Consider the following 13879-nt stretch of genomic DNA (forward strand, 5'->3'; position numbering starts at 1 on the left):
TATACTAAAACATTAAACGATAAAATCCTTAGCACGTGCTATAGCATTTGCTAAACCATTTGTATCCTTCCCTCCGGCAGTTGCGAAGAAAGGCTGTCCGCCTCCGCCGCCTTGGATATCTTTTGCCAGATCGCGCACGATGGCACCTGCATTCAAGCCCCTTTCTTTCACTAACTCTTCAGACACAACAACAGTCAAGCTAGGCTTACCATCAATATTCGCCCCTAAGACTAAGAAGAGGTTGTTCATTGCTCCCTTCAATGCGTATGCTAATGTCTTAACCGCGTCAGCACTAGGCAGATCTACCTGCGTAGCCAAAAAGTTAATACCATTTACGACCTCTAATTTTTCATTCAATTCATTCTTCAGAGATAGTGAGCGTTCCTTTAAGAAATTATCAATTTCCTTTTTCAATGAGCCGTTCTCTTCCATAATCTTGGTTACTGCAGACACAAAATCTTTAGGATTGTTTAAGATTTCCTTCATATGTTGGAAAAGCTCAAAGTGCTCCCGGATAACAGCAGCAGCTTTTGTACCTGTAATAGCTTCTATCCTTCTGACACCTGCAGCTACCGCAGACTCCGAAACAATTTTAAAGAACCCAATCTGACCTGTTGCCTTCACGTGCGTACCCCCACAAAGCTCTTTGGAGTACTGGTCATCAAAAGTTATAACACGCACATAGTCGCCATACTTCTCGCCAAAAAGAGCTGTAACACCAGAATTAACGGCCTGTTGATACGGTACTTCTCGTTCTTCCTTCAACGAAATATTAGCACGGATTTTAGCATTTACAATATCCTCAACCGCTTTTATTTCCTCATAAGTCATTTTCGCAAAATGCGAAATATCGAATCTCAAAATATCTGCGGACACCAATGATCCTTTTTGATTTACGTGATCACCCAAAACTTCTTTCAATGCAGCGTGCAACAAGTGAGTAGCCGAGTGATTGCTTTCTGTATCAATACGCTTAGCAACGTCAACTCTAGCCTCGAAAGTTGCATCTATTTCCTCAGGAAGCTGATCTACAAAATGCACAATAAGTCCATTCTCTTTCTTAGTATCGGTTACTTTTATTTTCTCCCCACGAACTGAAATTAAAAGTCCTGAATCTCCAACTTGACCTCCCCCCTCTGCGTAGAATGGCGTAACAGACAACACCAACTGAAACTGATCTTTCCCTTTAGCACTAACCTTACGATATTTTAAAATTTCAGTATTAGCCTGCAAACTGTCATACCCAACAAATTCAACATCATCCCCTTCATTTACTACAACCCAGTCGCCGGTATCTATAACGGTAGCCGCTCTTGACCTTTCTTTTTGAATTTGCAAAGCCTTGTCAAACGCTTCCATATCGACAGTCAGTCCTTTCTCCCGTGCCAAGAGCTCAGTCAAGTCAATTGGAAAACCATAGGTATCAAATAGTTCAAAAGCAAACTCACCATCTATAACCTGATGACCTTCGGTATAATTTTCAAAACGCTGTATACCCGTTGTCAAAGTCCGTAAAAATGAAACCTCTTCCTCTAGCACTACTTTTTCTACGAAGTCTTGTTGTTGGTACAACTCGTCAAAGACACCCTTAAATTGCGCAGCCAAAACAGGCACCAGTTCGTGAAAAAATGGTTGCTTAAAATTAAGGAACGTATACGCATAACGCACCGCTCTTCTCAGAATTCTACGAATAACATATCCTGCTTTATTATTTGAAGGCAACTGTCCATCTGCAATTGCAAAACTCACAGCCCGGATATGGTCAGACAACACCCGCATAGCAATGTCTGTTTTTTCATCCGCACCATAAGCGATCCCTGATTTCTCTGCAATAAAAGAAATCAACGGTTGGAATACGTCGGTATCATAGTTGGAAGTTTTGCCCTGGATAGCACGCACCAATCGTTCGAATCCCATTCCAGTATCCACATGTTTTGCAGGAAGCGGTTCTAATGTTCCGTTCTTTAAACGGTTGAACTGCATAAAAACCAGATTCCAGACCTCAATTACCTGAGGGTGATCGGCATTAACGAGTTCCTGTCCCTTTTGACGAGCACGTTCTTCGTCCGTCCGCATATCATAATGGATTTCTGAACAAGGTCCACAAGGCCCCATATCCCCCATTTCCCAAAAATTATCCTTTTTATTCCCCAATAAGATCCGATCTTCAGCAATAAATTCTTTCCAAAAATCATAAGCTTCTTGATCGCGGATCAACCCTTCAGAATCATCCCCTTCAAAAATGGTAACATACAATCTATCCTTATCAAGTTTATATACCGTTGTAAACAGTTCCCAAGCCCAAGCAATAGCATCTTTCTTGAAATAATCCCCAAAAGACCAATTCCCCAACATTTCAAATAAGGTATGGTGGTACGTATCGATTCCCACTTCCTCCAAATCATTATGTTTACCAGACACCCGCAAACAGCGTTGCGTATCCGCTATTCGCGAATATTTAACGACAGCCTCTCCTAAAAACAAATCTTTAAACTGATTCATTCCAGCATTAGTAAACATTAATGTGGGGTCATTTTTCACCACTACAGGTGCTGATGGAACGATATGATGTGATCTATTTTTGAAAAATTCTAAAAACGCCTCGCGTATTTCTCTACTGGTCATGAAATTTATTTTAAAGTTATAGTAGTTATAAAAGTGATGTAAGTGATGAAGGTGTATTTCATAACCGTCGTAACCTCTGTCACCATTGTAACTTTATTTTATAAACCGCCAAATTTACTCAAAATAGAGCGCTATTACAATTGATTTTTTTAGTGCATATGTAGCTTGACATCAAAACAACAAAACGCTTTAACTACAATAGACCACAACAAAAGATACACCCTATTTCAATGGTATTGCATTTTGTCAGATGTGATTAATATCTCTTTTAAAACTAACCCTAATCACTAAAAAGTCAATTTATATTAGTAAATTTATTCTTTCTTACGATGTAGATAGTTAGCAGAAATATGATAAAGAAAATAATAGTCCCTACAGACTTTTCAGACAACGCTTTAACCGCGACAAAATACGCGTGTAAGCTCGCGGTTCAAAACAATTATGCCATTCATCTTTTCCATTGTTACACGTCTAACTCTGCTCTTTTTGAGGAAGAAAAGGAAAATAATGAAACCAACATCCCTTTGTTGAAAGCAGACGTATTGATACTAGAACTAAAAGAGAGCTTACAAAAAGAGTATCCTTTGCTGAGGTTTGAAACCACCTGCACTAGTGGCCTTATAGCAGAAGTTCTACCGACCATCGCTGTGGCTCCTCAATATGCGTTAATAGTAATGGGCACTACCGGCACTGGAAAAGGAAAATCCATCGTATGGGGAAGCAACACAAGTAGTATTACGACCAGAGCAAAAGTGCCCGTGATTGCAATACCAAATAATACAGATAGCTTCGCTTTACAGAATGTAGGAATGCTAACTAATTTCAAGGCGGAGGAATTAGACACGTTAAAAGAATACCTCACATTAGTAGCCCCGATCGAGAACTTGGATATTATCCACGTTTTTAGAGACTCAAAAGATGCAAGCGAAATTGAGCAACATCTAGACACATGGTCATTTAATATCAAAAATCTCGATGGCACTGAAAACGTACGGAGTTTGGCTCAACCTATACACATCCAAGACGAAAATCTAGACAGCATCCCTGAGGTCATCAATCATATCATTAAAGAAAACAACTATGATATGCTTGTTGTTACTAAAACAAGAAAGTCGTTCTTTGAGCGACTTTTCAGAACATCGGTTTCTAAAGAAATCGTACTTGATTTAGAACGTCCTACTTTTTTTGACAATAATTAAATACGCAGATACCATGGTAAAAAAAATACTTATCCCAGTAGACTTTTCAGAATATTCGAATAAAGCGATTGACTATGCACGTCAGCTTTCTAAAATAACGAAACACGATCTCGTGTTAATCCATGTTTTTACTGACCACAGCAACATATACCACAATGCGACAGAGGACATAAATCTTGTCGATCCAAGAGTGGGCTCTGCCAAGAGAGAGATGGAAAAACTAATCACTGAATTAAACGAGAACGAACCAGATATTCTGGTGAGCAGTATCTTTACTGATGGCAACCTTTATGAGGAAATAGGGAAGCTAGTCACTCCTGAAGCCTATGACGCCATCATCATGGGGACCAAAGGTTCTTCTGGACTAGATGCTATGCTGATCGGCTCCAACATGTTCGACGTGTTTCTCAACACGAACACTCCTGTATTAGCCATACCATTTCAGGAAAAGAAATATAAAACTGACAAAATAGGACTATTGTGTAATTTCAAGGATGGCGAGATTGCCGTTCTAAAACAAGCAACGGCACTTTATGGTACAGATTTCGAGCTGATATTAATCCATATCAACTCCTCCGATGATAGCATCAAAAATCTTGACGTCAAATTCGATCAGTTTATTGAGCGCGTCATTGCTGAAACAGGTATTGACAACATCTCTTATATAATCAAAGCCCAAGCATTCTTTATCCAATACAAAGAAGACATTTCATCAGCGATAGATTCTGTAATTGCAGATGAGCTATTGGATGTTCTACTCGTCACCAAGAGCAAAAAAGGTTTTTTAAGAAAAATAGTTGAAGAAAACATCGTTAAACGGATGGCTTATCAGATCCAAATTCCAAAATTCTTCGCCCGCTCCACTACTTTGTAGATTTCAATCCACAATGTCGCTATTTTAAAAGTAGCGATTTGTTCTTTGTATGTGACAAAGCAGTAGTTTTGCCCGATCATCTTTTAAAAATTAAATATGGAAATTAAAAATTTACGCAATTTATCATTGGTTATCGCAGCTGGATTAATCAGTAGCACATCTTACGGACAGAGCTCCAACAACTCTAGCTCGACTCCATTTGCAGGTTCATCCGCCTACAAAACATGGTCTGTAGGTGTAAATGCAGGTCTTCTAAACCAGACCAACCTATTCCATTTCAACCGTGAAGGATTTGATAAAATGGACAACAATGTAGGATACAGCGTTTACATTAAGAAACATATCTCCCCATCTTTTGGCTTAAAAGCCCAATATCTAGGTGGTAAAGTTGGTGGGACTAATGAGATTGCATCGAGCAGTCAAATCTCCAAGTTTGAGACAAAGACACCTTGGTCAGCAGCATTATCTGCAGAGTGGACTATGGCAAACACGGATTGGATGTTTCTGAACAACATCATTAAACCTTATGCCGCTATAGGTTTAGGAGCTTTAAACTACGAAACAACAACTTTTGTTGGCTCCGCAAGCAATACAGCAGATTCTAAAACAAAATTATACGTACCTATAGATGCAGGGTTAAAATTTGCCGTTGCAAAAGGTATTAATCTAGACCTTGGTTACCAATTAAATTGGGCTAACAAAGATTTCAATGGTATCGTTTCAGGATCTATCAAAGAGGACCTGTTCACTTACATGCATGCAGGTATCGAGATCGCTCTTGGCGGAAGAGAAAAACCATTTTTAGCGCAGAGCAATCCTGTAGCGACACTTGTAAATGATTCAAACAAAAAGTACGATGCTTTAAAGGCAGAGAAAGATGCTCTAGCAGCTTCAAATGCGCAGTTAAAACTAAAACTAGATGAACTTTCTGCGGACCTAAGGGATGATGATGGTGATGGCGTAGCCAATAAATTTGACAAATGCCCGAACACACCTGCAGGAGTAAAAGTTGATGGTGCGGGATGTCCATTGCCAGAGATGAAAAATGAAACTAAGGTAATCGAAAAGATCATCGTTACCGAAGAAGACAAAAAGGTTGTTGATGAAGCGATCAAAAACCTAGAGTTTGACTTAGGTAAGGCAACAATCCGTTCTACATCTCACGCTTCCTTAAATCGCGTAGCTTCTTTATTAATCGAAAAGAACTTCAGTTTAAAATTAGCAGGTCACACCGATAATACAGGTTCTTTACAGACCAACTTACGCCTTTCTAAAGAACGTGCTGAATCGGTAAAAGCCTACTTGGTATCCAAAGGCGCAAATGCTTCACGTATTGAAGCTGTAGGTTACGGTCCTAACCAACCGATCGCAACCAATGCTACAGCTGAAGGACGTCAACAAAACCGTCGTGTAGAATTCACGTTATTCTAACAGCATAAAAGAGTAAAAGAAAAGAGGGAGCTTTATAAGCTCCCTCTTTTCTTTTACTCTTTTCCTGACTCAATCTCTTTCCGTAAAACAGAATGCCTTTTGCCATATATAAAATATATAACAACGCCTATCAACATCCATATACCTAAACGCTCCCAGCTTTCTAACGGCAAGGAAGCCATCATCAACACGCACACAATTATACCTAGAATTGGAATTAAAGGTACCAATGGTGTCTTAAATGGTCGATCCACATGTGGATTACGTTTACGCATCACAATAACACCTATACACACCAGCGTAAAGGCAAATAATGTCCCAATACTTACCATATGTCCCAATTCAGCTACCGGCACAAATCCCGCAAATAAACTAACAAAAACCATAAAAATAAGATTAGTCTTCCAAGGTGTCTGCCGTTTAGAAAGGTCTGAAAATACCTTTGGCAATAAACCATCTTTACTCATAGAATAGAACACTCTACTCTGTCCCAAAAGCATAACGAGAATAACAGATGTATATCCCGCAATGATAGTTACAATCATCGCAGTATTTAAAAATGTATATCCTGTTTTTGCAAAAGCTGTTGCAACAGGCTTCGCATCCCCTTTAAAGTCTGTATAATGAGCCAACCCTGTCATCACATAAGAAAATAACACGTACAGTAATGTACAGATGACTAGGGAGCCGATAATCCCGATAGGCATTCCCTTTTTCGGATTAATTGCTTCCTGAGCGGCTGTACTTACCGCATCAAAACCAACAAAAGCGAAAAACAGAACTCCAGCAGCACGCAATACCCCCGATATCCCGAAATGACCAAAATACCCTTCTTTGAAAAAATCAAAGACTCCTATCTTCCCTTCTTTTAATAACTCCTCCCCTTCATTCACAGGAATAAAAGGAGTATGATTTGCAGGATCGATAAATTGCCATCCTAGAGCAATAAACAACACAACAACGGCTACCTTCAATACCACCAAAACATTATTTACCATCGAAGACTCTTGTGTACCCCGAATCAAAAGCAAAGACAAAAGACAGACGATGATTATCGCAGGCAGATTAACAATACCACCAGAAAAGACTGTCCCGTCTGCCAAATGATGTTCTACCCAAGGAGAATACAGTAATTCATTGGGTAGAGCCATCCCAAATATCTTGAGTAATTCGTTAAAATACTGAGACCAACTGGCAGCAACGGTAGCTCCAGCTAAAGCGTACTCCAACACCAGATCCCAACCGATAATCCATGCCATAAACTCTCCCATCGTAGCATAAGAGTAAGTATAAGCACTACCAGCAACAGGAATCATGGAGGCGAACTCCGCATAGCATAACCCAGCGAAGGCACAACCAACGGCAGCGATAATAAAAGAGAGCATCACCGCAGGTCCTGCATTCTCTGCTGCTGCAATGCCGGTTAGCGAAAATAAGCCTGCACCAATTATTGCACCAACCCCCAAAGCGACGAGCCCTGAACTAGATAGCGTTCTTTTTAAAGTTCCCTCCCCGCTTTGCTCAGATTCAGCGACCAGTTTGGCTATTGATTTTTTATACCACATAATTTAGTAAGTTAGTTTAATATTAATCCAAACCTAAAAAAAAATCGGCTATTTTCAATACACCTTTATCATTTTATATTTAACAGGAAGATTCGCTTACATCAACACAAAAAAGGACAGCTCATTAAATTTCAATCAATTACACACTAGGATTTATCAATTATTAGTTGTACCTTTGCAGCGCCTTAGGCAATAGTGCCTATTGTATAATTTATTTCATGAACCCATTTTTAGAACTGGGAATCCGTGAGGAAGTTGTTAATGCCATCTCAGAATTAGGTTTCGAAAAACCTTCTGAAATTCAGGAAAAAGCCATTCCTGTATTATTGACTGGCAACGACGATTTTGTCGGATTAGCCCAAACCGGCACAGGTAAGACAGCGGCATTTGGTCTTCCATTATTAGAGCAATTAGACTTTTCTCAAAAACAACCGCAAGCCTTGGTACTTTGTCCAACGCGTGAGCTCTGTTTACAAATCTCTAAAGATTTAGAAAAATTTGCAAAATACATCGACAACGTACATGTTGTAGCTGTATACGGAGGTGCAAACATCTCTGATCAATTACGTCAGATCAGACGTGGTGTGCAAATTGTAGTGGCGACTCCAGGTCGTATGTTGGATATCATTGGCAGAAATGCGATTGATTTTTCGCAAGTAAAATATGTTGTATTGGATGAAGCGGATGAGATGTTGAATATGGGCTTCAAAGAAGACATTAACAACATTTTGTCGGAGACACCAGATGACAAAAAAACATGGTTATTTTCAGCAACCATGCCAAAAGAAGTGCGTCGTATAGCTCAAAACTATATGACAGATCCGGTAGAAATGACTGTCGGAACGAAAAACACAGGTAATGCAAACATTGAGCATCATTACTACCTGATCAGAGCAAAAGATAAATACGCAGCTTTTAAGCGCATCGTGGATTCCAATCCTGAAATTTTCGGTATTGTATTCTGTCGTACTAAAATCGAGACGCAAGAAATTGCTGAAGCTTTAATCAAGGATGGATACAACGCGGATTCACTACACGGGGATTTATCTCAACAACAACGTGACAAGGTAATGAAACGTTACCGTGACCGCAGCTTACAGTTATTGATTGCTACTGATGTTGCAGCGCGTGGTATAGATGTAAACAACATTACGCATGTTATCAACTTCTCTTTACCTGACGAAATCGAGAACTATACACACCGTTCTGGTCGTACAGCTCGCGCAGGTAAAACAGGTATTTCGATATCTTTGATTAACATCAAAGAACAAAGTAAAATCCGTCAACTTGAAAAAGTAATCGGAAAAACTTTCGAACGCAAACAGGTACCTCAAGGTCCAGAAGTTGTAGAAAAACAACTTTTGACAATCATCAACAAAGTTCAGAATGTTGAGGTAAATGAAGCACAAATCAATCAATTCTTACCAGCTATTATGGAAGGTTTTGAATCGTTATCAAAAGAAGATATCGTAAAAAGATTTGCTTCATTAGAGTTTAATCGATTCCTAGAATACTACAACAACGCACCTGATCTAAACATCGATGCTCGCGAGAGTAGAGACGGAAGAGACCGTGACCGTGGTGAGCGCGGAGAACGTGGCCCGCGTACAGGATCAAAAGGATACACCCGTTTATTTATGAACTTGGGTGCTGTTGACGAGTTCTCTCGTGGAGACATGTTAGGATTCATCTGTAACAATGCTAAGATCTCTGGAAAATCAATCGGCAAGATTGATATGAAAGGAGTATTTACATTCTTCGAAGTTCAAGACGAAGAAGTAAATAAGGTATTTGAAGGATTCAAAGCTGTTGATTTCAATGGTCGTCAAGTACGCATCGAAGTCTCAGGCGATAGCCAATCGGATAGAGGTGGTCGCTCAAGAGGTGGAGAGCGTCGCGGTGGCTACGGCGGCGGCGGTAGTGACAGAAGAGAGCGTGGAGGATATGGTGGCGGTGATCGTCGCAGCAGCGGTGGTTACGGTAGTGGTAGTGGAAGAGGTGATCGCGGTGGAAACAGCGGTGGCGGATTCCGTGATTTCTCTGGCAAACGTCGTGAATCAAAAGGTAAATATTAATCTTTAGGATTATCGTTAATAAAAAAAGCCTCATCTAATGATGAGGCTTTTTTTATTAACGACTAAACCGTCTTTTCAAATGTTCCCTACGTGACCTTCTTAACCGGGATCCCTTTACGGGATAGTGTCTATTTTTAGTAATATTATTAAACAGTAATGCTACTAAAAAAAGGATTAAAGCACCTGTAAATACTGGGCTCAACACATACCAATAACCTAGAGAAGCTATTTTCGTGCCTCCAGAAACTGCTATTAATGCAGTCGCTCCTCCTGGAGGATGCAATGTGCGTGTAATCTGCATGAAGACTATAGAAAAGGCAACAGCCAATGGAGCTGTCAGCCAAATGATATCCGGAGCCAATGTGGCCACTGTAACTCCAACCAGCGCCGACACCACATGCCCTCCTATCAAATTACGCGGTTGAGCCAATGGACTTTGGATCGCTCCATACACCAAAACACTGGATGCACCAAAAGAACCAATTAAAAAAACATTTTCCAACGATGGCAAATGCAAAGACTGAATATATGCAATGATTCCAATTCCAACGAATGCACCTACAAAAGACCAGAAATGTTCACGATGATCAATCAGTGTCTCCCGATACATGACATATCGGTATTTTCTAAACTGCCGCTCTATCTTCCTTTTTAACATCTATTGTTTAGCATTGCGTATTAGCGAATTCGCAAATTTACATTCTAACCTTTATTCCCTAACTCTCTTTGACGTATAGCCTCATAAATAACGACTGCTGCCGATACCGAAACATTCAACGAACCAATCTCCCCAAACATCGGGATCTTAGCAAGCTTATCTGAAATCCGGATTAATTCGTCCGACACACCAACGTCTTCAGCCCCCATAATGATACAGGTAGGCCCACTATAATCAACATCATACACAGAGTCTTTAGTTTTTTCTGTACTGACGACCAATTGTATTCCCGATTCAATTAAAAAACGTCCGGTTTTACCCAATGAGTCTTGTCTGCAGACAGGTATTTTGTATAGCGCTCCAGCAGATGTCTTAATCGCGTCGGGATTGATTTCAGCAGATCCCTTTTTGGGTACAATAATAGCATGTACACCGGCACATTCCGCTGTCCGTGCAATGGCCCCCATATTACGAACATCTGTCACACCATCCAACATCAATAACAAAGGAGTCTCTCCTCTCTCATAAATCTGTGGCAACAAATCTTCTATATTATGATATACTATCGGTGATATGACAGCGATCACCCCTTGATGATTCTTTCTGGTTATTCTATTCAACTTCTCGATCGGAACCTGTTGATAACCTAAACCGTGCTCTTTCAATATGGATTTCAATTCGAGGAAGAGGCTTCCGCTGATTCCGCGTTGTATAAAAAGAGATTCTATTTCCTTTCCACTGTCAATCGCTTCGATTACTGCACGAATACCAAAAACCATTTGGTTAGTCTCTCTTTTTTCGCCCCTATCGTGACGTTGGAAATTATTTTGCATGTTTTAAAGTATCTGAAGATGAGCTCGCTAAAGCTCGGTTAAAAAACCAAAATTAAAAATTAAAAACCATTCCAATCGAATGGCAAGAATATTACTTAACTAAGCCCTAGATTAAAAGTCTTTCTCAATACTTCCAGGGCAGGATTTTTGGTAGCCATTACCTGATATTTTTCTTGGGCGGTATAGGCTTTACGGATTACGGATTGTTCCAATTGAATGGTCACAATATCCAAGGAGAAGTTTTGAAGCTCCGGACGCAAGTAATTCAGCATATCGATCTTACCTTCACGAAGTTGATCACTTTGAATAGCATTCTCTACATCGATCTCAATAATATTTTCCTTCAGTCTTGGAGGTGTCGATGTCATCAATGTATAAATGGTAATACGATTATTGGCTTTCATTTTTTCAGCCAACTCATTCCATTTTCCGATGAACGTATTAAAGTTTACCTCCCTAAACTCAGTTCCCTGCACAAGGTCATTCTCCTGCTCTTCGTCAACTGCTTTTTCTTCAAAGACAGTATTCAAGTTAGGTACCTCTACAGCCGACTTAAAATTTCCCCAGCCTTTTCCGGATGCAAAACTTTTCTTTTCCTCGACGACAGGTTTAGTTACTGGCGTAGATGGTTTGGGAGTCTCTACTGCCTGTGGTGTATTCACCACAGGAGCAACAGGACTAGGTACATTTGCAGTCGATTGTACTTGTGATTTTACTGGCTCAGGTTGTTTTTTTTTTTGATCGACCTGAGTCGATACACCATTTATTCCGAGCTGTATAGCGGCGGCTAGGTGGCACATCTTCAATAGAGCCAATTCAACCTGTAGTCGTTGGTTCTTGCTACTTTTATAACTAATCTCACATTGATTGGCAATGTTCAGAGCTGACAGAAGCAATCCAGAACTAAGTGAAGAAGACTGTTCAAGGTATTTCTTTTTGATATTATCACTTACCTCCAACAACTTTAAGGTCTTTGGTTCTTTTGTGATCAATAAATTCCTAAAATGCCCCGATAACCCTGCGATAAAATGCCCACCGTCAAATCCACGGTTTAACACATTATCCAAGATCAATAGCGTTTCAGCGGCGTCCTCTTTAGCTATAGCGTCGACGATATTAAAATAATAATCGTAGTCTAGAATATTTAAATTCTCTATGACCGCTTGATAAGTCAGATTACGGTTTGAAAAACTAACAATCTGATCAAACATGGATAGCGCATCGCGCAACCCTCCATCAGCCTTTTGAGCAATAACATGAAGACCGTCTATTTCAAAAGTAATATCTTCCTTTGTCGCTATTGAGCCCAGATGGCTTGCCATATCATCGACACGGATTCTATTAAAGTCAAAAATCTGACACCGAGACAGAATAGTAGGAAGGATCTTATGCTTCTCTGTCGTAGCTAATATAAAAATAGCATACGAAGGAGGTTCTTCTAATGTTTTCAAGAAAGCATTAAATGCCGCCTGTGATAACATATGAACCTCATCAATGATGTAAATCTTGTATTTACCTGTCTGTGGCGGTATACGTACCTGATCGATCAGGTTACGGATATCGTCTACCGAATTATTAGAAGCAGCATCCAGTTCGTGGATACTAAAAGAAGTACCTCCTGCAAAGGATTTACAGCTTTCACATTCACCACATGCCTCTGTATTGGAAGAGATATTTTCACAGTTTATTGTTTTAGCTAATATACGTGCACAGGTCGTCTTTCCTACTCCCCTAGGACCACAAAACAAAAACGCCTGAGCCAGCTGATTACTATGAATCGCATTCTTTAGCGTATTTGTAATATGCAATTGTCCTACTACAGAGTCGAAGGTAACTGGGCGATATTTACGGGCTGAAACAATGAAATTATCCATTACTGCAAAGATATGGAATTAGAATTGAAAATCTATCTCCAAGGTTTGAAATTCGACACAACTGGCTTCGTCAAATCAAACTCGACCGAAAACAAGCGATCCGAACCTATACGCCTCAAATTGTACGTAAATTTCTTGGTATCAATAGTCACCCACCATACATTATACGCTGCATAATCTATAAGCTGCTCTGTCTCGGCATCTGCCGGAAACATCTGCATACCTGCCTGTCCTTCGTTGGGGGCGGTACCTCCGTAATAAGTTACTTTATCCGGTGTACCATCAGACATTCGATGGTCATGCTTCAACTCGACGCGATTATTACTCCATGAAAATATCCAAGTTCGGGATTTGTCTTCCCCAACAAAGAATGGCACTTTTACCGTTCTATCCTCCCAACTCATTACCTGCATCAATAAACGTTGCCCCGTAAAGCCGTCACCTTCCTTCCCTCCTGCGACAATAGTTCCCTCATAGTACTTACCAAGGTGCGGCTTAAAAGCTTCCATAAATGATTTAGAATTCGAAGTCTGCGCATTTGCCCAGCTCATCATTATGCTTAGCAGCAGAAATAAAATGCCCTTTCTCATAAAAATAACATAGTCTTAACCTATTACCCCAATATAAGATACTTTTTCGACTTTCTGTCTTAAAACTCCGATATCTACTACACATATTCTGATCCGCGAAGCCAAGACGCAGAATTATTTGTTCAAATGCCGCGAAAATTAATATTATTTTTTTA

Annotated in this window: 10 protein-coding genes; 4 read left to right on the top strand and 6 right to left on the bottom strand. The window is 40.0% G+C overall.

Annotated features, from left to right (window positions below):
• Positions 1-12: 12 nt before the first annotated feature.
• Complete coding sequence (gene alaS / locus B5X76_RS17460) at positions 13-2625, bottom strand: alanine--tRNA ligase (protein WP_079645139.1); 2613 nt, start codon at positions 2623-2625, stop codon at positions 13-15.
• A 350-nt stretch (positions 2626-2975) separates the two neighbouring features.
• Here alaS and B5X76_RS17465 point away from each other — a divergent pair, with 350 nt between their 5' ends.
• The 3 genes from B5X76_RS17465 to B5X76_RS17475 all read left to right on the top strand — a co-directional run bounded on the left by B5X76_RS17465 (position 2976) and on the right by B5X76_RS17475 (position 6129).
• Entirely contained in the window at positions 2976-3824 is an 849-nt protein-coding gene (locus tag B5X76_RS17465; RefSeq protein WP_079645140.1) for a universal stress protein, read from the top strand.
• 13 nt (positions 3825-3837) lie between these two features.
• The gene (locus tag B5X76_RS17470) at positions 3838-4698 is read left to right on the top strand and encodes a universal stress protein (protein ID WP_079645141.1); all 861 of its coding nucleotides are present in this window, start codon (positions 3838-3840) and stop codon (positions 4696-4698) included.
• Between the two features lie 96 nt (positions 4699-4794).
• A complete protein-coding gene (locus tag B5X76_RS17475; protein ID WP_079645142.1) occupies positions 4795-6129 on the top strand; it encodes an OmpA family protein in 1335 nt (444 codons plus the stop codon).
• A 53-nt stretch (positions 6130-6182) separates the two neighbouring features.
• On the opposite strand, the gene B5X76_RS17480 is transcribed toward B5X76_RS17475, so the two are convergent.
• Positions 6183-7694, bottom strand: a complete 1512-nt coding sequence (locus B5X76_RS17480) for an amino acid permease (protein ID WP_079645143.1) — start codon at positions 7692-7694, stop codon at positions 6183-6185.
• Between the two features lie 218 nt (positions 7695-7912).
• On the opposite strand from B5X76_RS17480, the gene B5X76_RS17485 reads away from it, so the two are divergent.
• On the top strand, positions 7913-9769 hold the full coding sequence (locus B5X76_RS17485; RefSeq protein WP_079645144.1) for a DEAD/DEAH box helicase: 1857 nt from the start codon (positions 7913-7915) through the stop codon (positions 9767-9769).
• Positions 9770-9824: 55 nt separating this feature from the next.
• Here B5X76_RS17485 and B5X76_RS17490 read toward each other — a convergent pair whose 3' ends face one another.
• From B5X76_RS17490 to B5X76_RS17505, 4 genes are all read right to left on the bottom strand, one after another.
• Positions 9825-10427, bottom strand: a complete 603-nt coding sequence (locus B5X76_RS17490; RefSeq protein WP_079645145.1) for an HPP family protein — start codon at positions 10425-10427, stop codon at positions 9825-9827.
• Positions 10428-10471: 44 nt separating this feature from the next.
• Positions 10472-11260, bottom strand: a complete 789-nt coding sequence (rlmB, locus tag B5X76_RS17495; protein ID WP_079645146.1) for a 23S rRNA (guanosine(2251)-2'-O)-methyltransferase RlmB — start codon at positions 11258-11260, stop codon at positions 10472-10474.
• A gap of 95 nt (positions 11261-11355) precedes the next feature.
• Positions 11356-13134: a DNA polymerase III subunit gamma/tau gene (locus tag B5X76_RS17500; RefSeq protein WP_079645148.1), complete on the bottom strand. Its 1779-nt coding sequence runs from the start codon at positions 13132-13134 to the stop codon at positions 11356-11358.
• A gap of 32 nt (positions 13135-13166) precedes the next feature.
• The gene (locus B5X76_RS17505; protein WP_079645150.1) at positions 13167-13724 is read right to left on the bottom strand and encodes a hypothetical protein; all 558 of its coding nucleotides are present in this window, start codon (positions 13722-13724) and stop codon (positions 13167-13169) included.
• Between the last annotated feature and the right edge of the window lie 155 nt (positions 13725-13879).

This window comes from Sphingobacterium nematocida (assembly GCF_900168125.1).
Taxonomy (GTDB): domain Bacteria; phylum Bacteroidota; class Bacteroidia; order Sphingobacteriales; family Sphingobacteriaceae; genus Sphingobacterium; species Sphingobacterium nematocida.

Bases quoted from the DNA above. Each gene is read 5' to 3' on its own strand.
- alaS (WP_079645139.1), bottom strand. From the start codon at position 2,625: ATGACCAGTAGAGAAATACGCGAGGCGTTTTTAGAATTTTTCAAAAAT.
- B5X76_RS17465 (WP_079645140.1), top strand. From the start codon at position 2,976: ATGATAAAGAAAATAATAGTCCCTACAGACTTTTCAGACAACGCTTTA.
- B5X76_RS17470 (WP_079645141.1), top strand. From the start codon at position 3,838: ATGGTAAAAAAAATACTTATCCCAGTAGACTTTTCAGAATATTCGAAT.
- B5X76_RS17475 (WP_079645142.1), top strand. From the start codon at position 4,795: ATGGAAATTAAAAATTTACGCAATTTATCATTGGTTATCGCAGCTGGA.
- B5X76_RS17480 (WP_079645143.1), bottom strand. From the start codon at position 7,694: ATGTGGTATAAAAAATCAATAGCCAAACTGGTCGCTGAATCTGAGCAA.
- B5X76_RS17485 (WP_079645144.1), top strand. From the start codon at position 7,913: ATGAACCCATTTTTAGAACTGGGAATCCGTGAGGAAGTTGTTAATGCC.
- B5X76_RS17490 (WP_079645145.1), bottom strand. From the start codon at position 10,427: ATGTTAAAAAGGAAGATAGAGCGGCAGTTTAGAAAATACCGATATGTC.
- rlmB (WP_079645146.1), bottom strand. From the start codon at position 11,260: ATGCAAAATAATTTCCAACGTCACGATAGGGGCGAAAAAAGAGAGACT.
- B5X76_RS17500 (WP_079645148.1), bottom strand. From the start codon at position 13,134: ATGGATAATTTCATTGTTTCAGCCCGTAAATATCGCCCAGTTACCTTC.
- B5X76_RS17505 (WP_079645150.1), bottom strand. From the start codon at position 13,724: ATGAGAAAGGGCATTTTATTTCTGCTGCTAAGCATAATGATGAGCTGG.